Origin of the sequence: Vibrio breoganii (assembly GCF_001677275.1) — a bacterium.
Lineage (GTDB): Bacteria > Pseudomonadota > Gammaproteobacteria > Enterobacterales > Vibrionaceae > Vibrio > Vibrio breoganii.
The window spans coordinates 1,289,035-1,309,318 of the sequence record NZ_CP016177.1; the positions used below are offsets into that span (position 1 = coordinate 1,289,035).

The 20,284-nt window shown below is 44.6% G+C and carries 20 protein-coding genes; 17 read left to right on the plus strand and 3 right to left on the minus strand.

Annotated elements, in window-relative coordinates; translation table 11 throughout:
• Positions 1 to 21: 21 nt before the first annotated feature.
• The gene (locus A6E01_RS06065) at positions 22 to 2,667 is read right to left on the minus strand and encodes a DUF2339 domain-containing protein (RefSeq protein WP_065209808.1); all 2,646 of its coding nucleotides are present in this window, start codon (positions 2,665 to 2,667) and stop codon (positions 22 to 24) included.
• Between the two features lie 456 nt (positions 2,668 to 3,123).
• Between A6E01_RS06065 and pheS the strand changes: the two genes are divergently transcribed.
• The 8 genes from pheS to A6E01_RS06105 all read left to right on the plus strand — a co-directional run bounded on the left by pheS (position 3,124) and on the right by A6E01_RS06105 (position 12,342).
• Entirely contained in the window at positions 3,124 to 4,107 is a 984-nt protein-coding gene (gene pheS / locus A6E01_RS06070; protein ID WP_017030158.1) for a phenylalanine--tRNA ligase subunit alpha, read from the plus strand.
• 17 nt (positions 4,108 to 4,124) lie between these two features.
• On the plus strand, positions 4,125 to 6,512 hold the full coding sequence (gene pheT / locus A6E01_RS06075; protein WP_065209809.1) for a phenylalanine--tRNA ligase subunit beta: 2,388 nt from the start codon (positions 4,125 to 4,127) through the stop codon (positions 6,510 to 6,512).
• A 188-nt stretch (positions 6,513 to 6,700) separates the two neighbouring features.
• Positions 6,701 to 7,993 (plus strand): DEAD/DEAH box helicase, encoded by a 1,293-nt coding sequence (locus A6E01_RS06080; RefSeq protein ID WP_065209810.1) that lies wholly within the window; start codon positions 6,701 to 6,703, stop codon positions 7,991 to 7,993.
• A 75-nt stretch (positions 7,994 to 8,068) separates the two neighbouring features.
• Positions 8,069 to 8,260: a YwbE family protein gene (locus A6E01_RS06085; protein ID WP_017030155.1), complete on the plus strand. Its 192-nt coding sequence runs from the start codon at positions 8,069 to 8,071 to the stop codon at positions 8,258 to 8,260.
• Between the two features lie 90 nt (positions 8,261 to 8,350).
• Positions 8,351 to 9,076, plus strand: coding sequence for a DUF429 domain-containing protein (locus tag A6E01_RS06090; protein ID WP_065209811.1), 726 nt, complete (start codon positions 8,351 to 8,353; stop codon positions 9,074 to 9,076).
• Between the two features lie 434 nt (positions 9,077 to 9,510).
• On the plus strand, positions 9,511 to 10,719 hold the full coding sequence (locus tag A6E01_RS06095) for a serine/threonine-protein kinase (protein WP_065209812.1): 1,209 nt from the start codon (positions 9,511 to 9,513) through the stop codon (positions 10,717 to 10,719).
• A gap of 118 nt (positions 10,720 to 10,837) precedes the next feature.
• A complete protein-coding gene (locus A6E01_RS06100; RefSeq protein ID WP_065209813.1) occupies positions 10,838 to 11,500 on the plus strand; it encodes a RipA family octameric membrane protein in 663 nt (220 codons plus the stop codon).
• Between the two features lie 137 nt (positions 11,501 to 11,637).
• Positions 11,638 to 12,342, plus strand: a complete 705-nt coding sequence (locus tag A6E01_RS06105; protein WP_065209814.1) for a hypothetical protein — start codon at positions 11,638 to 11,640, stop codon at positions 12,340 to 12,342.
• 277 nt (positions 12,343 to 12,619) lie between these two features.
• On the opposite strand, the gene A6E01_RS06110 is transcribed toward A6E01_RS06105, so the two are convergent.
• Positions 12,620 to 13,672 carry an IS91 family transposase gene (locus tag A6E01_RS06110; protein ID WP_065210350.1) on the minus strand — a complete coding sequence of 351 codons (1,053 nt, stop codon included), beginning with the start codon at positions 13,670 to 13,672 and terminating at the stop codon, positions 12,620 to 12,622.
• Positions 13,672 to 14,559 (minus strand): tyrosine-type recombinase/integrase, encoded by an 888-nt coding sequence (locus A6E01_RS06115; RefSeq protein WP_017030971.1) that lies wholly within the window; start codon positions 14,557 to 14,559, stop codon positions 13,672 to 13,674. Before A6E01_RS06115 ends, A6E01_RS06110 begins: the two co-directional genes overlap by 1 nt.
• Before the next feature lie 239 nt (positions 14,560 to 14,798).
• On the opposite strand from A6E01_RS06115, the gene A6E01_RS06120 reads away from it, so the two are divergent.
• From A6E01_RS06120 to A6E01_RS06155, 9 genes are all read left to right on the plus strand, one after another.
• Positions 14,799 to 15,254, plus strand: coding sequence for a GNAT family N-acetyltransferase (locus A6E01_RS06120; RefSeq protein ID WP_065209815.1), 456 nt, complete (start codon positions 14,799 to 14,801; stop codon positions 15,252 to 15,254).
• A gap of 177 nt (positions 15,255 to 15,431) precedes the next feature.
• On the plus strand, positions 15,432 to 15,845 hold the full coding sequence (locus A6E01_RS06125; protein WP_026026067.1) for a GFA family protein: 414 nt from the start codon (positions 15,432 to 15,434) through the stop codon (positions 15,843 to 15,845).
• Between the two features lie 71 nt (positions 15,846 to 15,916).
• On the plus strand, positions 15,917 to 16,453 hold the full coding sequence (locus tag A6E01_RS06130) for a nucleotidyltransferase family protein (protein WP_065209816.1): 537 nt from the start codon (positions 15,917 to 15,919) through the stop codon (positions 16,451 to 16,453).
• 27 nt (positions 16,454 to 16,480) lie between these two features.
• Positions 16,481 to 16,960: a P-loop nucleotide/nucleoside kinase family protein gene (locus tag A6E01_RS06135; protein ID WP_065209817.1), complete on the plus strand. Its 480-nt coding sequence runs from the start codon at positions 16,481 to 16,483 to the stop codon at positions 16,958 to 16,960.
• Between the two features lie 199 nt (positions 16,961 to 17,159).
• On the plus strand, positions 17,160 to 17,957 hold the full coding sequence (locus A6E01_RS06140) for a class I SAM-dependent methyltransferase (RefSeq protein WP_065209818.1): 798 nt from the start codon (positions 17,160 to 17,162) through the stop codon (positions 17,955 to 17,957).
• Between the two features lie 119 nt (positions 17,958 to 18,076).
• Positions 18,077 to 18,238, plus strand: a complete 162-nt coding sequence (locus A6E01_RS21415; RefSeq protein WP_017027212.1) for a hypothetical protein — start codon at positions 18,077 to 18,079, stop codon at positions 18,236 to 18,238.
• Positions 18,239 to 18,275: 37 nt separating this feature from the next.
• Positions 18,276 to 18,749, plus strand: a complete 474-nt coding sequence (locus tag A6E01_RS06145; protein ID WP_065209819.1) for a GNAT family N-acetyltransferase — start codon at positions 18,276 to 18,278, stop codon at positions 18,747 to 18,749.
• Between the two features lie 79 nt (positions 18,750 to 18,828).
• On the plus strand, positions 18,829 to 19,431 hold the full coding sequence (locus tag A6E01_RS06150) for a flavin reductase family protein (protein ID WP_065209820.1): 603 nt from the start codon (positions 18,829 to 18,831) through the stop codon (positions 19,429 to 19,431).
• A 60-nt stretch (positions 19,432 to 19,491) separates the two neighbouring features.
• Complete coding sequence (locus tag A6E01_RS06155; protein ID WP_065209821.1) at positions 19,492 to 20,277, plus strand: PhzF family phenazine biosynthesis protein; 786 nt, start codon at positions 19,492 to 19,494, stop codon at positions 20,275 to 20,277.
• Positions 20,278 to 20,284 lie beyond the last annotated feature (7 nt).

The window sequence follows — 20,284 nt, forward strand, 5'->3', positions numbered from 1 at the left end:
CGCATTGGAAGAACAGATAGTCTAAGTGGGTTTGCTCATCCCCTTGTTCATCGAACTGTCATCATGTTTCAAGCGTTGGAATAGCCAACCTATGGCCACTAAGCACAGCCCTAAACCTAAGAAAGATAAAGCGCGATATAAGCCCGTTAGCTGAGACATATCGATGACAAAGGCCTTAAAGATGACAATAAAGAGAATGCCAAAGCCAATGTGGTGCGCCAATTGATTGACCTGTTTTTGAGACCAGACAATGGCGACAACCGATAGCAGTAGCCAAACGACGGAGTAGGTATAGAGCTCTAGTTCTTTAATGCCAAGCACTACGCCAATCGAACCATCATGAAAGTAATGACGAATTAACGCATTGATGCCTAAAGCGATAAATACGCCCGAAGCGGCTAGCGCGTAAACAGAAAACTGGGTAGATATCAGCTTGAATAACCAACCAATAGCAAGAATACAACCAGGAATGACCCATAGCGGGAGCAACCAATTTAAAAGGAAGTAACCTCCAAGGAATTGGTTAGTAAATAGTGGGTTTAATGTGGTGAACAGATGTACGTGAAGCAAGGCAGAGCCGCCGATTAACGCGCAGGCAAAGTATTGGTAAACGAGCTTTGTATTTCCTGTGCTGACTCTCAAACGGTATAGATAAATGAGAGAAAGCGCCAACCAGTTCATGGCTAATAGCGCTGATTCTTTGAAGGTAAGTGTAAATATCGAAGGATAGTCGCCAACAAGAAAGTAGCTGGTTTCAGTGGTGACGAATAATGCAATGAGGTGTAGGCGAGATCCTGCTAACCAAGGCTCTATGGACGAGCGTTGTAATTGAGTGCTGGTGGCAAATAACAGAGCAAAGCAGACAGGGTAAATGATCAGTGTCCAATGAATACCCAAGATGGTTTCGGACTGATACTCAGGTAGCCATGGCGCTAATGTGAGGCGAATTATGACCACCGCGACCATCACTTTAATCAACCAATCTGGAGCACTGAAGTTGAAGCGACGACTCCAGAAGGCAAGAGCAAGCAATTGAAGCGTCAATGCTACGGTGAGCGTGCCGGCCTCAAGAAGCATGGTAAATATCAAACACAGGTTAGCGTTAGCGAGCAGCCAGCCGGAAACCAAAATATGAGGCTCTTGATACCTCTTTGTAATGAGCACCGCAACAATGGCTAAAATGACTAACTCTACAGACCACAAAGAGTAGAGCATTTGGCTCGCCTCAGCGCTGGTTAAACTATAGCTTGTAGCAAACAACAAAGGCGTTGCACTCGCAAACAGCAGTGAAAACGCAGGGCGGTTGGGGTAACGGCGGTGCATCATTGCGGCAAACATCAAAAATGCGATGGCGCAGAATTGGGTGAACTGATGTGCCCCTGTGTACATGAATAGCATGTCACTGAAGTCAGAGGTCGGCACATGAAGCACCAAGGTCATTATGGTGAGCGCTAGTGCCAGCATGGGCCATGTGTCAAAAGTGGAATGTCGGACAGACGCAGCGCAAAGGACAGCAGCATAGATCAAAGTGCAGCTGATGAGCTCCCCTTGAAATCCATAGAGAGTATAAAAGGCGATAAGTGGCGCCAATGAACAGATCAACCCTGCTTGCTCTTTACGTGGCATGAGCAAGATCTTAAGGGGCATAGCTATAGTGTTTTGTTGCAATAAACGCCATCCCAAAACGGGGACGAGGGTAAACAGATAAAGAGATAACAGGCTAAAGGCAAGAAGCACGTAGATCTCAAATGAGCTGCTAGAGATTAGCGTCGTAATGAGAAGCCAAGCGAAGTTCCCCGCAAAGCTAAGTCGCCACAGCCATTCGCTAGCCACTTTTTCAGAGATATAAACAGCAGACGCACTGATAAACACCACAAATAGGGCGATTTGCAACGTATTGGGCTGCAGTTCCCAAAACAATGCGGGTATCGCGTAACTGCCAATAACACCAATGAAAGCAACAATAGGGCCAAACCTAAGCGCCATAAAGGTGGCCAGTGAGGTGACGATGACGGTAAGAATCAACGCCGGAGTCGAGGAGATAAACTGATAGTAATGTGTCGAAACCACTATCATGGCAAAACAGGTGATGACACCCGCCGAGGCTAATGCGGCGCTTACTTGATTGGTTTGGATATTAAACCGCTTGGGGTATCGAACAAGGTATTCAGCACCAATAAGCAGCGCAATACCAAATGCAAAGCCAAGTGCGACGCGAGCATGAGCTGAAATTAACTCAACTTCCACCGCGTATTTTGCAAGAAATACGCCGCCAAGTGCTAACACAAAGCCACCCAGCCACAGCAGACTATTGCTACTGAGATGCTCAAGCCACTGCTTGAACTTGATTTGTCCAGCCTCCCATGAAGGAGCGCTTTTACTTTGTGGTTCTGATTTCGGCTGGTAAAGCGCTAAAGTCGGCGTTGCTCTTGCTAGGTTAGGATTCTGAGCGTCCTGCACCGCGACTTCGGATTCTTGATCGCGTCTTTCAATGTTGTGTTTTTCAACATTGTGCTTTTCTACATTTTGCAGCGCGACTTGAAGTTGTAGCTGTTCTAATTCACCTTGAAGCTTGGAAATTCTTTTGTGAGCGTAACGCGCCATCACCAAACCAACAATGATGGCGACGAGGAGGACGAATTGTAGCAGGAGCATTATTTCAAACATGTATGGCAAGTAATCCAAGGTTTTCGTTTCTTAAGCATAGCACCTTGAAACGTGTTGAATTACTTGGTTTTTCTTTGCGCTTCTACAAACTTCCTTTGGACAAAACCCTTAGTAAAATAGACCCACTTACTGAGCACTATCCTTACGATACGTATTGTGAGGTTTCAGTTTTTTTAAAGACGAACCCAATCTGTTTCTTATCGCCTGTAAACTAGTGATCTCGGTGGTGAACCCTAATGCGGTAACGGCGCTGGTAAGTAAGCTCATTTTAGGGATATAGCGTTTAATTTGTCGGCAATATGTGTGCAGTTGCGTCCGATCTTGGCAAAGTTTTAATTAATCTTGAATTTCCTCCCAATTAGGTTTGGCTTTGTGTCTGCCTTTTATTACTATGTGTAGCTATTCAAAATACCCGAAGTCCCGAAGGATACTGCCAGCTAGGCAGATGAGGAAACAATGCAACATCTACAAGAGATTATTGCTAACGCGACTGCTGCTATTGAAGAAGCACAATCGCTAGTCGCACTGGATGAAGTGCGCGTTCAGTTTCTAGGTAAGAAAGGTGAGCTAACGCTTCAGCTTCAAAGCCTAGGTAAACTACCACCAGAAGAGCGCCGCAGTGCTGGTCAAGAGATCAACAAAGCGAAAGGCGCAGTTCAGCAAGCTATCGCAGCTCGCAAAGACGGCCTGCAAAAAGCAGAGCTGGAAGCGAAGCTAGCGGCTGAAACTATCGATGTGACCCTACCAGGTCGTCGCATTGAAAATGGTGGTCTGCACCCAGTTACTCGTACTATCGAGCGTATGGAACAGTTCTTTGGTGAGCTTGGTTTTGCAACAGAATCAGGCCCTGAAATCGAAGATGCATTCCATAACTTCGATGCACTGAACATTGCAGAAGATCATCCGGCTCGTACTGACCACGATACTTTCTTCTTCAACCCTGACTTGATGCTACGTACGCACACCTCTGGTGTTCAGATTCGTACAATGGAAAACGGTAAACCACCGTTCCGTTTCATCGCACCAGGCCGTGTTTACCGTAACGATTACGACCAAACTCACACTCCAATGTTCCATCAAATTGAAGGTCTGTTGGTTGACGAGAACGTAAACTTTGCACAGCTTAAAGGCATCATCTCTGACTTCCTAGTTGCCTTCTTTGAAGAAGAAGTTGAAGTACGTTTCCGTCCTTCTTACTTCCCGTTCACAGAGCCTTCTGCAGAAGTTGACGTTAAGCGTAAAGACGGCAAATGGCTAGAAGTTCTTGGTTGTGGCATGGTTCACCCGAACGTACTTCGCTCTGTAGGCATCGACCCTGAACAATACCAAGGCTTCGCATTTGGTATGGGTGTTGAGCGCTTGACTATGCTTCGTTACGGCGTAACGGACTTGCGTGCGTTCTTCGAGAACGATCTTCGTTTCCTTAAACAGTTCAAGTAATCCAGGGGCATAATTAGATGAAATTCAGTGAATCATGGCTTCGTCAGTGGGTTAGCCCTGCGGTTACTACTGACGAACTAACACACCAAATCACAATGGCTGGCCTAGAGGTAGACGACGTTCTTCCTGTTGCTGGCGAATTTACCGGCGTTAAAGTAGGTAAAGTTGTTGAGTGTGGTCAGCACCCTGATGCTGACAAACTGCGCGTAACTAAAATAGATGTTGGCGCTGAAGAATTGCTAGATATCGTATGTGGCGCTTCAAACTGCCGCGAAGGTATCCTAGTTGCTGTAGCAACTGTGGGTGCTGTTCTACCTGGCGATTTCAAAATTAAAAAAGCAAAACTGCGTGGCCAACCGTCACACGGCATGCTGTGTTCATTTACTGAGCTAGGTATCGACATCGAGTCTGATGGCATCATGGAACTACCTGAAACCGCGGTAATCGGTACTGATTTCCGTGAGTTCCTAGACCTAAACGACGTAACGGTAGATGTTGACCTAACGGCGAACCGTGCGGATTGCTTTAGCATCCGTGGTCTAGCTCGTGAAGTGGGCGTTCTAAACCGTGAAACGGTTAAAGAGCCTGAGTTCGCAGCAGTCGCTGAAAGCATTCAAGACACAGTTTCTGTTGAAGTAAAAGCTTCAGAAGCGTGTCCACGTTACCTTGGCCGTGTGGTTAAGAACGTAAACGTTAAAGCTTCTTCTCCTATCTGGATGCAAGAGAAGCTGCGTCGCTGTGGCATTCGCTCTATCGACCCAATCGTTGATATCACTAACTACGTGATGCTAGAGCAAGGCCAACCAATGCACGCATTCGATCTGAGCAAGATTGAAGGTGGCATCGTGGTTCGTATGGCTGAGCAAGACGAGAAATTGACTCTTCTTGATGGCAACGAAGCGAAGCTAAACGCAGATACACTGGTTATTGCTGACCACAACCAAGCGCTAGCGATTGCAGGCGTATTTGGTGGTGAAGGTTCTGGCGTAACGACAGAAACGACAGACGTATTGCTTGAGAGCGCATTCTTTGCACCGGATCATATCCGTGGCCGTGCACGCGCTTACGGCTTGCACACTGATTCTTCTATGCGTTTTGAGCGTGGTGTGGATTACGCACTGCAGCACAAAGCAATGGAGCGCGCGACTCAGCTTTTAGTAGAGATCTGTGGCGGTGACGTTGCCCCTATCGCTGGCGTTGAATCTGAAGCAGACCTTCCAAAAGCAAACACAGTTGCTCTGCGTCGCTCTAAGCTAGACAGCCTACTAGGCCACTCTATCTCTGATGCAGACGTAGTTGAGATCCTTGAGCGTCTTGGCTGCAAAGTTGAAACTACTGATGCTGGCTGGAACGCTGTTGCTCCAACATGGCGCTTTGATATCGCTATCGAAGAAGACTTGATTGAAGAAGTTGGCCGTATCTTTGGCTACAACAACATTCCAAATCAAGCGCCAATGGCGGCTCTTACAATGAACGACCACAAAGAGGCAAACCAGCCACTTAAACGTGTTCGTGATTTGCTAGTAGACCGTGGCTACCACGAAGCAGTCACTTACAGCTTTGTAGAGCCTGAGCAGCAAAAGCTTATCGAACCAAACATTGAACCTTTGATCCTGCCATTCCCAATCTCTGCCGATATGTCAGCGATGCGTGTGCAGCTTATCCAAGGTCTATTGAACACTGTTGTTCACAACCAAAAGCGTCAGCAACCACGCGTACGTCTATTTGAATCAGGTCTTCGTTTTATCCCTGATGCAAATGCTGAAAACGGCATGCGTCAAGAGTCGATGCTAGCGGGCGTTCTTGCAGGTACTCGCAGCGAAGAGCACTGGGACATTGAAACCAACACCGTTGATTTCTTCGACCTTAAAGGCGACCTAGAAGCCGTTCTTGAACTTACGTGTGATGACAAAGCGTACAGCTTTGCGGCAACTAAGCACCCAGCACTTCACCCAGGACAAGCTGCGGCTATCATCCTAGACGGTAAAGAAGTGGGCGTGATTGGTACGGTTCACCCAGAGCTTGAGCGCAAGTTTGGTCTTAACGGCCGTACTGTTGTGTTTGAACTTGAGTGGTCTGCAATTGCAACTCGCGTATTGCCTGAAGCCGTAGCGGTATCTAAGTTCCCTGCAAACCGCCGCGACATCGCGCTAGTTGTTGATGAAGCAGTCGCTTCAGGCGACGTAGTAGCTGCATGTCTTGCAAACGGTGGCGAGCTAATGACAGATGCGAAACTGTTCGACGTTTACCAAGGTAAAGGCGTTGAAGAAGGTAAGAAGAGTCTTGCGATTGCTCTTACTCTACAATCAGTTGAGCGTACTCTGGAAGAAGCAGACATCTCAGGCGCTGTAGAAGCAACAGTGAAGGCTGTATCTGAGAAGTTTGACGCTGTATTGCGTGACTAGTTCTTATTAACTAGTACAGAAAATCTCAATATAAAATGGGGAGCCTGATGGCTCCCCATTTTTTTGGCTAATTTCCGTGAAACTGAATGTAATTGCACTGAAAACTGGCAGAAGGCTGTTAGTACTACTTCAATTAGTCGAAATACGCTAGAATGCGCCTCACAATTTAAGTCTGAGCCAAATTATCTATGACCAATGCCACAACCTCTAACAGCTTTGCTGATCTTGCCTTAATTAAACCTCTTTTAGCCCGACTAGAAGAGCTGGAGTATCAACAGCCTACACCTATCCAAGCGCAAATCATCCCTAGTGTATTAGCGGGTCGTGACGTCATTGCCGGTGCAAATACTGGCTCAGGTAAGACAGCGGCATTTGCACTGCCAATGCTGCAGGAACTGTTCACCAAGCATGATTTAGTTAAATCTAGCTCAAGCAAGGGTAACTATGTTTCTGGCTTGATCTTGGTTCCAACGCGCGAGTTGGCAAAACAGGTTGCCGATAACATTAAGTCTTACGCGGTGCACTTTAACGGTGAGATCAAAACCGTAGCGGTATTCGGCGGTGTATCGACCAACGCGCAGATGCAAGCATTGCGTGGCGGTACGGATATCTTGGTGGCAACGCCAGGTCGTCTAATTGATCTTATCTCTAGCAACGCCATTAAGCTTGATAGAGTGAAGACCTTAGTGCTTGATGAAGCAGACCGCATGTTGAGCCTTGGCTTTACCGAAGAGCTGTCTGATCTTTTAGCGAAACTGCCTAAGCAAAAGCAGACGCTTTTATTCTCTGCGACTTTTCCAGAGCAAGTGCAGGCGCTCACTCAAGAACTGCTAAACAATCCAGTTGAAGTGCAGCTGCAGAGCGATGATGAGAGCACCGTGGTTCAGCGTGTATTCAACGTCAACAAAGGCGAGAAGACAGCTGTACTTGCGCACCTCATCAAAAAGCACCAATGGCGACAAGCATTAGTGTTCGTGAATGCGAAAAACAGCTGTGAGCACTTAGCGGACAAACTGTATAAGCGCGGCATTGAAGCTGACGTCTTCCACGGTGACAAAGGCCAGGGCTATCGTACCCGAATCCTTGATGCGTTTAAGTCAGGGGAGATTGAAGTGCTGATCGCAACGGATATTGCAGCTCGTGGTCTAGATATTGAAAAACTGCCAGTAGTCATCAACTTTGACCTTCCAAGAAGCCCATCAGACTACATGCACCGTATTGGCCGAAGTGGCCGTGCAGGTGAAGTGGGTTTGGCTCTGTCATTGATAGACTATGAAGACCTACATCACTTCAAGGTTATCGAGAAGAAGAACAAGATCCGTCTTGAGCGTGAGCAAGTAGCAGGCTTTGAAGTAGATGAAACCATCACTCAAGAAATGATCGAAGCCAACAAGCCAAAGGCAGCACCTGCAGGCACTGGCAAGAAAAAGCGCAAGAAAAAAGGGCAGGGTGGCTCTGACATCTGGTTAAGAAACTCTTAATCAAAAACAGTGAGTGCCAGCCCATCAAGGTTGGCACTTTTTTATTATTCATACTTTCAAAATAAGGAAGACACCATGAGCGGAACTCAAAGATCGGACATCCACGCTGGCCTAGAAGTGAAAATTGTCCTTAAGAAAGACCAACGCACAGGAACACTCACTTCAGGCGTTGTTAAAGACATCCTCACCAAGTCACCCAACCATCCACATGGCATCAAAGTTCGTCTTGAAAGTGGCGATGTTGGTCGCGTGAAAGAGATCGTTTAAACGAAAAAGTATTTGGCTTTTGTTCGTACCTCTCAAATTATAATTCATTACTGTAGACCATTTGACTAGGCAATCGCAGGAGAGAAAACATTGAAGTTAGCAGGAATAGATTTAGCTTGGCATGGTGAAAAGAACCCTTCTGCTATTGCCATTGGTACATTACATGGGACACATCTCACATTAGATGAGCTAGAGCCTGTGGTTTATGGTATGTCTGCGGTTTTAGATATTATCAATATTCAGCAAGAGCTTAATGGAATTGCGATAGACGCCCCCTTAATAATCGAGAACCAAACAGGTCAAAGAGACTGTGAAAAATCACTTAGCCGTGATTACGGTTCAAGAAAAGCATCTTGCCATACTTCGAATAAGTCTTTGTACCCAGATTCTTTAAGCGTCAATTTGTCTTCGAACTTGAAAAGCCAAGGATTTGAACATTTATCTACGAATCGATGGCAAATCGAGTGCTATCCGCATCCTGCCATAATTGAATGCTTCGATTTACCTGAGAGACTTGCCTATAAGAAAGGTAAAGTCGCTGACAAAAAAACAGGGCAGGTTAACTTAGCAAACCTACTTTTAAAGCTAGAAACCTCAAATGTACTAACACTTCAACTTCCTGAACAAATCAAAGTCCTTTTCTCAGAGTCCTATATTAATACGTTGAAAGGTAGTGCTCTAAAAAGCAACGAAGATGCACTAGATGCTATTTTCTGTTTATACATAGCGGGGCTTTATCAATTAAGAGCTTCGAGCATTACCTATGGTGATACAGACCGAGGTTATATCTGGGTTCCACGTGTCAAATGTATATAAAGAGCTTATTCTGTACCTCCTAAAGTTAAGTTTTTAGTTTGATGTAGAAAAGGCGTTTACAGACTTCAGATAAGAATAAACTGGGCATAATCACACATCAATCTCGCGGTATGTCTATAGAGCTTATCGTTGAGATCACTTTTACAAGTGTGAAAAAAGTGGTAATTAGCGTATAGCATTCCCATTTGTTCTAGTGCGATTCAATTAAACCTGAATAATTTCAGATGATTGCTGATCTAGACTCCTTTGATAATGGGAAACCTACTATCTGGTTTATTGAGAGTTCCTATTAACCGATTGTAGATTACCGATATAATGATATATTAGGTATTAATATCAGATAGTTACTATTAGGGGTTGTTGTGCTGAACGGTTACGAAGTAGAACTTCTCACTAATAAGCTGTTAGTATTCTCAAATGTACGGAGGTAAATATTGGACGTATATTCTAGTCATTTGAAGCGCCAAGGTTTTGAGTTACTTGGTGATATCGGAAGTGGACTTTCTGGTAAAACAAAAAAAGCCAAGCAGACCTCTCTAGCTAGGTTTGTTGCAGTAAAGTTTTTTGATAGTGTCTTCAATCGAAATAACACTGAGCTTAAGAAAAAGTTCAAACGAGAAGCGTTTATTTTGGCTGAAGCCCAACACCCGGCAATACCTTATGTAATTACTCATGGTGAAATCCCACATCAGGAAAACTCTATTCCATATATTGTAATGGAATACATTGATGGCACAAATTTAGAGGATTACATTCAAAAAAACGGAGTGCTAGAACATCGTCAAGTTACCAATGTCGGGACTCAAATTCTTGATGCACTGTCACTTGTGCATTCAAAAGGTATCATTCATCGAGATATAAAGCCTTCTAACATTATGCTGTCTTCGGCTGGTCATGCTTATCTCATTGACTTTTCGATTGGTTTTGCTCCATCAGGTAATCCAAATTTTACTAGAGCGACAAGAACCGGCGATCGCTTAGGTTCAGCTGAGTATATTTCTCCTGAGCAAAATGAGGATATGAAGAATGTAGATTGTCGAACAGACATCTATTCCTTGGGTTTGACCTTGTGCAAGTTACTTACAGGTACACCTTCATTAAAGGCGTTAGATAAACCAGAGTTATCCATACCCTACGCTTTACGTAAGCTAATCTGTAAAGCTGCAGAACATAATGTTAAAGACCGTTATCAAAATATTGAAGACATGCTGAGGGAGCTAAAGAGTTTTTCAGGTGCAGGACACTTCGCTGTTACTTCTCCAAGTAAAGCGCTATGTAATAATCTGAAGTGCCCCGATGCCGATTGGTCACCTAGCGGTTATTATAAAGGGGCTAATTTCATTGAAAACTGTATTGATATTCATTGTACTTCGTGTGGTAGTGAACTCGTTTATCAATGCATGTGTGGATATCCAATAGCCGATACGCGTTTTTGTGGTGGCTGTGGTTCTGAACTTTTCCAAATTCCAGAGTGCAATATTTGTGGTTCTCACTTGACGAAGAAAGACATCGGTAAAGATACGTCAAAGGGGTGCAATAAGTGTTTAAGTAAACAGCAGCTAAAACCACAACCACAACAAGTTTGGGGTCAACCTCAGAAACTATCAATTCCTGTAGATTTCGACGATGACATACCATTCTGAGAACAGAATACTAACAAGGCGCTCAACGGTGACCCAAAACGCTTGGCATTTTTGCTACGCAAAGTGTAGCCAAGGTTTTGTGCACGTTAGCTTGGCGTTAGCCATCATAGGAGATTGTATGCCTCAAAGTGATTATTCTCAGGAACAGTATCAAGCTGATTTTTTGGATAATAAATGTGTAACAAGACAGGCTTTGGATAGAGCTCTTGATACTAGAAAATTTGAAATAGAGTTGTATTGGAAGAGAGCAACCTACTTTTGGACGTTTATTGGTGCAACATTAGCTGGTTTTATCGCAGTTCAAGCATCAAGTATTGAGAACAAAATCGATCTATCGGTTGTACTTTCATGTGTCGGGTTTGTATTTTCTTTCGCTTGGTTTTGTGTAAATCGTGGCAGTAATCATTGGCAAGAAAACTGGGAAAAGCATGTAGACATGCTCGAAGACAAAGTATCTGGTCCACTATACAAAGTTGTCCTTACTCGTGGTAAGCCAACTGGAAAACTCGAGCACTTGCGGCATTGGCTAACAGGTCCCTCTCCACTGTCTGTTTCCAAAATAAACCAGTTGATTAGCCTTTATGTCTCGCTACTCTGGGGTATCTTGGTGTATTACTCCTTACCTGAATTCAACCGAAATGCAGATATAAATTGGTTTTATGTTGGTGTTATTTTTCTTAGCATTTCGGCATGTATTTCATTTTTATGGTTGGCTCGCTCGTATCAAGGTGGCTTTTGGCACAATGCTACAATCAGAACCACGACAATCAATAATGGCTAACAAAGCATTTAAGAGTGATTCGCAACGCTTGGCATTTCTCATTCCATCGTTGGGTTTCGTGTTTATGGTGGTAAGGTTAAGTTTCGTGGTCGCGTTGCTCACACCTTAATGCGGCGTTAGATTTTTTGGGAGGCATCATGACTAAATTACAAGCCGAAGTATCTCGTGGGGAATTTAAAGGCACGCCTTTATTTCCGCACAAGCATAAAGAAGATGGCAGGTATGTGGCGAGCTTGTCTCGATTTGAAGAGGATTATGTCCGAGTCGATACAATAGAAGAGTTAGCGACTTTGGTTGAAACTGGTTATGGCGCAAGAATGTCGAACAATGCAATACCAAATGCTCCTTCACTTATCGTGTCTTCGAATATTTCAAACTCTGCTGTTCGTTCCCTTGTCCCATCCGAGCATTTGCCTGCTTCAATTCGTGAACGAGACTTGGAATCTGACTCAGTAGCAAAGATAAGAAAAGAGCAAACCTACCTTCGCGCACACCTGTTAAAAGGCAAGAAAGTGGCGAAATGCTCCCTGTGTGGTGAAGAGTTTCCATTTGATTTACTTGTTGCAGCCCACATCAAAAAGCGTTCAAAATGTGAAGATTTTGAAAAACTAGACTTTGATAATATTGCTACTCTCATGTGTAAAACAGGGTGTGATGATTTCTTTGAAAAAGGCTATGTCGTTGTAATAGAGGGCGAAATAACACAGGCAAAAAGAAAGGGGTTAACTTCTAGGGTTCAGTCGTTGATCGATCAGTTAGTAGGTAACACAGTCCCAAATTGGGAAGGCAGTAAACGATACTATGAGTGGCATCAAAAAGCGCATTACAAGAAGATTGCATAAAAAATCTAACAAATAAGGATCAGTGTCGCCCAGCCGACACTTTATCTGGTTGTTGAACAAGCCCGTCACGGTGACACCTTTATTAGTAATTTGCTCAGTCTGAGCAAGAGGGGTTTAGGCTCCCCTCGCGTCTTCAAGCCGAACGAAGCCATTGAGCCGCTCATTGACGATCTGCCCAAGCCGATAGTTGTCCTGTGTCTCTTTTACGTGTTAGACCTCCGCGGTGTTCATTGCACCATTATCCTTATAAGCGAGCACCTTTCGGCTCGTCAGCTGGCTAGCTCGGTCGGGTGATCCCAACGCACACCATTTCGTGCTCGCAACAAGGGCACGTTCGTACGGCTTTGCTGTGCACAGGGAGCGACGTTGGCATCGGACCGATCCACTGTGGTGCCAGCAAGAGTAAGATAGCCAGCCTTAACCGCCTCGCATTGCCATGCATAAATCCATAGTCTCGAACCCGTTGCAGCCCTTTGGGCAGCACGTGCTGCAAGATAAGCCACAGGAACTCGAGCACAGGTAACGAGCGGGTTTCGGTACACTGTGTTTGACTGTCTTGGTAACGGAAAGTGACTGCCGTCTCTGAGATCTCGAGGATGTCTTTGTCAGGCAAAACACCTCGGTAAAGATAGCGTGACAGATACTTCAGTGCAGGCAGGCCGTAGCCGACCTTTCGGCAGTCCACGACCCATTGGGCAGGGGTACCCGTTGGCAGATGAAGGTGAGCGTCATGAGCGAGCGCTTCAAGCAGCCTAGCTCGCCATACTTTCGCCAGTGCGAACGCATTAAACAGGTAGCCTTTCTTACCTTTATACCAAGTGCGCTTTGCTGCGTCATAGCCCCCTGCGGCCACCACGACATGCAGATGAGGGTGCAGGTCGCGCTTACGATTGTGGGTATGCAGCACCGAGGTAAAACCTTGTTGCCCCACTTGAGCACGCACAGCAAAGTCCTTTAGCACACCTGATGCAACCTTAAACATGGTTTGATAAAGCGCTTTGGGATCCGTTTGTGCTAACCCTCTGAGCTCGTACGGCACGGTAAAGGTCACCATGTAATAGTGGACAGGCAACAACTTGCGTTTTTGTCGCTCGAGCCAGTCTGTGGTGGTGCGATGTTGGCATTGTGGGCAGTGTCGATGGCCACAGGATAAGGGCAGTCTGTCATCGTGGTGACAGTGCTGGCAGTACCATTGCGACTGCCCTTGATGTGTTGTTTTACAGCGGAGCATTGCGTGGATCGCACGTCTGATTTCGGGTGTGAGTCGGTCAGCATAACGCTGTTCGAAGGCGTTTTGGTGGTGCTTAAGTACGTCGATAAAGGCGCTCATCATGCAACCTCCCACAGCACGACCAATTGCTCGGCCAGTTGATTTAGCGCGTGTGCGGCTTGTTTCTGCTTTGGTTCGGTGAGCTGGGTGTATCTTGCGGTAGTATTGAGGCTGCCGTGCCCAAGCAAATGTTGTAGGGAGCGCAAATCGAGTCCTTGCTCTAGCAAATGAGTGGCGAAGCAATGCCTGAGCGTATGGGGCGTGATGGCTAATTGAATGTGGCAGTCTTTTAAGATCCCTTTCATGGCTTTTTGAATCCCACCTCTGTCCATGGGGTTATCGGCTTTGGATCCGATACCAGGAAACAGCCATTTTGGGTGATGATGCGTGCACCAGTGCCCGCGCAGGGCGTGCAAGGTTCTCTTAGGCAGAGGAAGTACGCGGTCTTTGCCGCCTTTTCCTTCTCGAATGTGAACGGTCATGGCACTGGCGTCAATATCGTGAACAGTCAGATTAAGCGCCTCGCCAAGGCGAAGCCCCAGGGTATAAAGCGTCAAAAAGAACACTTGGTAGCGCTGTTGCCTCGTCATGCTGATGAGCAGTCCCACCTGCACTGGCGTAAGGATATCTGGCAGTCTTTTGACCTGAGGGGGTTTGACGATATCGAGCCATTCCCATTGCTTATTCAGTGTGTAGCGATAGAAAAACTGTAGGCCGTTGCGGTCAAGTTTCACGGTACTCCAAGAGTGGGTTTGGATGAGTGACGCGAAGTAGCGTTTCAGCTGTTGTGTGGTAAGCGTGTCGGGAGCGCAGTCAAAAAATGCACTGATGCGACGCACCGCACGGGAATAGGCATCGATAGTCGCAGGGCGTTTGCCTTGCAGGGTGAGGTTGGTAAGATGTTGTTTATACAGGATGTCGAAGCGTTGTTGGTCTTGGGTGTTCATAATGATGCTCTCCATTTGAACATTCTCGGAATGAGAATGCCGATGAAGAGTATGGATTGGGCTGGGTTTTCTGCCGCAGAGCGGCTTCGTTCAACAATAAATTTAAGCAGATTCGTAACGCTCGGCATTTTTGCTTTGAATTAGCTTTAGTGTTTACGGCACAATGGTTTAGGTGGGGGTAGCGTTACTCACAACTTAAGCGGGCGTTATTTGTTCAGCTCGAGTTATGAGACTAATAAATGAAATTAGTACAAGTTACCAAAGACAATTTACGTAAAGTTGTTAACTTGAAGTTAGATGAAACACAAATAGGCCTAGTGTCTGACAATGTTTTATCCATGGCTCAAGCAGCAGTTAATAAGGACTATCAACCAAGAGTCGTAGTAGTTAAGGGCCAGATTGTGGGCTTTTTAATGTACAGTGAATGGCTTAACGCTGATTGGGCACCAGTGCCTCGGCCTAATGAGTACTATATTTTTCGCGTAATGACGGATAGAAACCACCAAGGTAAAGGGTATGGACGTCTAATGATGAATAAAGTCTTAGAAGAAATTCGAGCCAAAAATCCTAAGGCAATCCATATTGGTTATAGTGAGAGCAACCAAGTTGCCAGAAACTTTTATCAAAGTCTTGGCTTTGTGGAATATGGACACTTTAATTGGGGTGATGTTGCAGCCAAAATTGAGTTCAAATAGCGCTCTATACTAGTCGAGATTACTTGGAAAAATACGCAACTAACAAAGCACTTAAAAGTGACTCGCAACGCTTGTTGTTTTCTCTTCGCTCCAAGTATAGGCAAGCGCCGCTCATACCTTTATACGGCGTTAGCTAATAATAAACTTTCACACACATTTCAAAGGTTTGGGGGATCTATGAACGGTAAAGGGAAGTGTCTATGCGGCTCGGTTCAGTTGGAAGTTGAGTACGCCAGCAATGAATTGGCGGCTTGTCATTGTAGTATGTGTAGAAATTGGTCTGGCGGGCCAATGTTAGCGATTGATTGTGCAGATTCAATTAAAATTTCAGGTGAATCAAATGTTGTTAGGTATCAGTCGTCAGACTGGGCAGAAAGAGGATTCTGCGGTAAATGCGGCACCCACTTGTTTTACTTTTTAGTTCCAAGTAATGAGTATCACCTTCCTGTTGGCTTATTGAACCCAGACGAAAATTTTAAGCTAACCCATCAAATATTCATTGATGAAAAGCCAGAATATTACGAATTAAAAAACCAAACTCAAAATATGACGGGTGCAGAAGTTTTTGCCCACTTTGAAAGTGGAAAGTAAGCGACTTTCAAGTCGCCCAATCAGATCTCAAACGCTAGGTGTTTTTGCTTGCGGTTAGGGCACAAGACAAAATGGACAGAATCGTAGAACTAGTAAAACAAGACCCAATTAGAGTTGAAGCCTTAAACTGCGTTTCTCAACTTGGTTTACCTCAATGTTATATTGCCGCAGGTTTTGTCCGAAACCTTGTGTGGGATTCGTTACATGGATTTGAGATAACCACGCCATTGAATGACGTTGATGTGATCTATTTTGACCTTAATGAGCAAGATCTCAATGTTCACTTTTCTTATGAATCTCAGCTTAAACAGCAAATGCCGCAAATTAACTGGCAAGTGCGAAATCAAGCTGTGATGCATACTCGAAATGGTGATGTTCCCTATACCAGTTCACTGGATGCCATGAGTTACTGGCCAGAGAAAGAAACCGCGATTGCTATCCGACAAATTGCTCCTGAAACATACGAATGCATTTCAGCTTTTGGCTATGAGTCACTGTTTGATTACTGCGTCACACATAATCCGAAAAGGTCACGAGAAGTGTTTGAAAATCGTGTAAATTCAAAAGGATGGTTAGCGAGGTGGTCATCTTTGGGCATGGCACCTTAACCAGGCGTTATAAGCAGAAGAGGAACAATGACCAAGATCTATTTCGTCTGCGGTTTTATTGGTTCAGGTAAAACTACTTATTCCAAAACCCTTGCACAGAAACATGGTGCTTTTCGTTTCTCCATAGATGAATGGATGATTCCTTTATATGGTGAGCATATGGAGCGGGTAGTTTTTAATCATCGCTTGGCTACTTTGCAAGAGCTATTCAAAGACTCTGCTCTACAGCTTTTCTCTCTTGGAGTACCTGTTATTTTCGACTTTGGTTTTTGGCGTAAAGCTGATCGAGATACTTTTACAGATTGGGCATCGAAAGTTGGTGCTGAGGGCGAAGTTCATTACCTAGATGTTTCTTTTGATGCATGTAAACAAAGAGCATTTACCCGCAATTCAGATTTGAATGGCAAGTCGTATGAGATGACACCAGAAATGTTAGATTTGTTCTGGTCTTGGTTTGAAGTTCCGGCTTCAAATGAAAATGTTGTATGGGTCCAGCAAGCGCCGTAAGTACGTTTATAATACCAATCACACTAAGTAAGTGATCAGAAATAGCGCAGAAAAAATGCTCGAGAACAAGGCAGAGTTTTTCGATAAGTAGTTATTCTACAATAAAAAATTCTAACGCAGTTATCGAGCATTTTACCAGCTAGAATGACCAGTTATTTAGTACGATTGGTATAACAAAGCGTTTACTGACAAAAGGATTATGGAAGAATTGATAGCCCAATATACTGGTGCAAACGAAGATGAAAGACTAACTCGGCAATACATCGCACAAATAGAATTTGATACGACCATGCATAAATTGTCACCGTATTTATCTAGCGGTAAATCGGTGTGCGAGTTAGGGGCAGCGACAGGTCGTTATTCTTTGAATTTTGCGAAGATTGGGTGTGATGTAACAGCCGTCGAACTCGCACCTGACCAAGTTAGTATCTTAAAAACCAAAGCTAAAACCGAGAATATTACGTTAAAAGTGTTTGAAGGTAATGCATGTGATGTTTCATTTATTGAAAGCAATTCACAAGATGTTTGTGTAATTCTTGGGCCTCTTTATCACTTAAAAACTCAGCTCGAAAGAGAGCAAGCAATAAAGGAAGTTTTACGAATATTAAAGCCTAATGGGGTCATGGCCGTAGCTTATATCTCGCGTTTCTTTGTTGCTGGCATGTTCGCACAGCAATTTCCAGAACTAGTGACTTCAGACGTTTTATTGGAATTACGTAAAAACGGAACGGTTTCAAACTCGAAAGCAGGAAGCTTCTTCAAAGTTGGGTACTTTGCTACTCCAAATGAAATTGAAAACCTAGTACAAAGCAACGGGTTTATCGTTATGGGACATTCAGCGACAGATGGTTTTGGTCGTTATATCTCTAGCGGAGTTAATAATTTTTCACCATCTCAATACCAGACTTGGTTAGATTATCATTTAGAAACTTGCGATGAACCTAGTCTTTTAGGTTCAAGTAACCACGGTTTAGTGATCGCTAGAAAAGCCAGTTAACAAAGCTTAAGTTGGATTCTATATGTGTGCCGACTCGTTTACCCCCAAAATCAATCCGCAATCTCAATCAATTTTCCATTATAATTCTATGTATTATCAAAACCTTAATAAGATAGAACATGAGAAAATACTATACCGTTGAAGGTGACACCTCGTCTAAAAAGCAAAAAGTCGCCTACCCAAAAATGGCACTGTGTGAGAAATGCGTGAATGATTTCATCGTCATTAGTGAAGGTGAGAGAACTTACGAACCGTGTCAAAAATGCGGTGCTGACGACTGACTAGTGCGTAACTCATTTCAAATAACAAGGATGCTTTATGATTGAAATTGAGCGACTGAATTCCTCGTATGTCCCTTCTGTAAAAGACATTCAACTCTCTGATGAAAGTGTCAGATTTGCTTCTACTGCCGATGACTTCTTGCTTGATGGGAGTGATACCACACACCTTCATGTGATCAAGCACCATGGCTTGGTTGTTGGCTTTTTTAAGCTAGATACTGCTTATGCCTCTACGTACAGCTTCTGTTCTAAAAACAGCATTGGTTTGCGGACCTTGGCATTAGACCAAAGACAGCAAGGCAAAGGCCTTGGCACTAAATCAGTAGAGGCTTTGGGTGACTATCTTGCCAATCACTACCAGAGTTATGACTTTGTCTATCTAACGGTGAATTGCAAAAATCCTGCGGCGGTTGCGTGTTATCGAAAGGGTGGTTTTGAAGATACGGGTGAGCTTTATCTTGGTGGCGAAGCGGGCCCGCAGCATGTTATGCGTCGCAAAATCACTGGGTGATTATTTAATATCCCTCAAAACGAACAGAACTTGCTAGGATTACGGTTCACATGGATGAGTGCCAGTTAAAGGATGAACGATGGACTTTGATATTTCTGAGTTAGAAAGCCAAGATAAATATCGGCTTCTCAATGGTGGCGTGACTCCAAGGCCGATTGCTTGGATCAGCACACGCTCAGCTGAGGGCATTGATAATCTTGCGCCATATTCCTTTTTTACCGTCGCCAGTTGTAACCCGCCTGTACTTCTCTATACCCAAGTGACCCAAAGAAGCGGTATAGACAAAGACACCTTACAAAACCTCAGAGAAACGGGCGAGTGCGTCGTTAATATCGTTGGCTCAAGCTTGTTGGAACAAATGAATAGCACCAGTGCTGCTCTGGATGCCGATGTGAGTGAGTTCGAACACGCAGATATAGAACATACCGCCAGTAATAGAGTTAGCCCATTGTCAGTAAAGGATTCCCCAATTCGTTATGAGTGCCATTTGAGAGAAGTTATTTCATTGGGCGACCTTCCAGTTGGTGGAACAATCGTTCTGCTAGACGTTAAGTCTGTTTACGTTCGTGATGATTTGTATGTTGATGGAATGATCAATCAACAGCTGGTCGATACTGTGGGCAAGATGGGTGGAAATGACTTCAATGTTAATGCCGATATTGTTGAGTGTATTCGACCTTAGGTCATAAAAATCAATCGGTTAATCAAAATACTTTTTAATTGCAAGGGAGCGCAATAGAGCATGGAAATCAAGATTTATCAGGTGGATGCTTTTGCAGAGAATGTATTTGAAGGTAACCCCGCAGCAGTGTGCCCCCTTGATGAGTGGCTTTCAGATGAGCTACTGCAGAACATTGCCCAAGAGAACAACCTGTCTGAAACGGCATTTTTTGTTGCCGAGGATAATGGTTATTCACTGCGATGGTTCACGCCGGGCGGAGAGGTAGATTTGTGTGGTCATGCGACTTTAGCCTCTGCTCATGTGTTGTTCCAGCACCTTGGTTACTCTGATGAGGTCATCGCATTTCATACCATCAGTGGCGCATTGTTGGTGGGGAAATCAGGCACAGGGTATAGCATGAGCTTTCCTGCGAGCGACATTAAGCCTACGGATGCACCCAGCGAATTGCATTCAGCGTTGGGCGTGACTCCGGTTGAGACACTTTCAGATTTTGATTATGTGGTCATCTTGGACAATGAATCCCAAGTGGCGTCTTTGACACCTGATTTTACCAAGCTTTCAAATCTAGGCTTACGCGGCGTTGTGGTATCCGCACCTGGGGAGAATGTTGATTTCGTGAGTCGTTGTTTCTTTCCAAAGTTTAACGTGGACGAAGACCCCGTCACTGGCTCAGCACATTGTGAGTTGGCTCCTTATTGGGTGAAAAAGCTTGGTCGTACTCAGTTAGTGGCAAAACAGCTATCGAAAAGAACCGGAGTGGTTCAGTGTGAGGTAGTTGATGACAGAGTGTTCCTCTCCGGAAATGCAGTCGATTACATGTCAGGAACAATTACTATCAACGCCTAAAGAGGTG

What these genes read in the sequence shown, in the direction of transcription:
- A6E01_RS06065 (WP_065209808.1), bottom strand. Translation starts at nt 2,667, where the DNA reads ATGTTTGAAATAATGCTCCTGCTACAATTCGTCCTCCTCGTCGCCATC.
- pheS (WP_017030158.1), top strand. Translation starts at nt 3,124, where the DNA reads ATGCAACATCTACAAGAGATTATTGCTAACGCGACTGCTGCTATTGAA.
- pheT (WP_065209809.1), top strand. Translation starts at nt 4,125, where the DNA reads ATGAAATTCAGTGAATCATGGCTTCGTCAGTGGGTTAGCCCTGCGGTT.
- A6E01_RS06080 (WP_065209810.1), top strand. Translation starts at nt 6,701, where the DNA reads ATGACCAATGCCACAACCTCTAACAGCTTTGCTGATCTTGCCTTAATT.
- A6E01_RS06085 (WP_017030155.1), top strand. Translation starts at nt 8,069, where the DNA reads ATGAGCGGAACTCAAAGATCGGACATCCACGCTGGCCTAGAAGTGAAA.
- A6E01_RS06100 (WP_065209813.1), top strand. Translation starts at nt 10,838, where the DNA reads ATGCCTCAAAGTGATTATTCTCAGGAACAGTATCAAGCTGATTTTTTG.
- A6E01_RS06105 (WP_065209814.1), top strand. Translation starts at nt 11,638, where the DNA reads ATGACTAAATTACAAGCCGAAGTATCTCGTGGGGAATTTAAAGGCACG.
- A6E01_RS06110 (WP_065210350.1), bottom strand. Translation starts at nt 13,672, where the DNA reads ATGAGCGCCTTTATCGACGTACTTAAGCACCACCAAAACGCCTTCGAA.
- A6E01_RS06115 (WP_017030971.1), bottom strand. Translation starts at nt 14,559, where the DNA reads ATGAACACCCAAGACCAACAACGCTTCGACATCCTGTATAAACAACAT.
- A6E01_RS06120 (WP_065209815.1), top strand. Translation starts at nt 14,799, where the DNA reads ATGAAATTAGTACAAGTTACCAAAGACAATTTACGTAAAGTTGTTAAC.
- A6E01_RS06125 (WP_026026067.1), top strand. Translation starts at nt 15,432, where the DNA reads ATGAACGGTAAAGGGAAGTGTCTATGCGGCTCGGTTCAGTTGGAAGTT.
- A6E01_RS06130 (WP_065209816.1), top strand. Translation starts at nt 15,917, where the DNA reads ATGGACAGAATCGTAGAACTAGTAAAACAAGACCCAATTAGAGTTGAA.
- A6E01_RS06135 (WP_065209817.1), top strand. Translation starts at nt 16,481, where the DNA reads ATGACCAAGATCTATTTCGTCTGCGGTTTTATTGGTTCAGGTAAAACT.
- A6E01_RS06140 (WP_065209818.1), top strand. Translation starts at nt 17,160, where the DNA reads ATGGAAGAATTGATAGCCCAATATACTGGTGCAAACGAAGATGAAAGA.
- A6E01_RS21415 (WP_017027212.1), top strand. Translation starts at nt 18,077, where the DNA reads ATGAGAAAATACTATACCGTTGAAGGTGACACCTCGTCTAAAAAGCAA.
- A6E01_RS06145 (WP_065209819.1), top strand. Translation starts at nt 18,276, where the DNA reads ATGATTGAAATTGAGCGACTGAATTCCTCGTATGTCCCTTCTGTAAAA.
- A6E01_RS06150 (WP_065209820.1), top strand. Translation starts at nt 18,829, where the DNA reads ATGGACTTTGATATTTCTGAGTTAGAAAGCCAAGATAAATATCGGCTT.
- A6E01_RS06155 (WP_065209821.1), top strand. Translation starts at nt 19,492, where the DNA reads ATGGAAATCAAGATTTATCAGGTGGATGCTTTTGCAGAGAATGTATTT.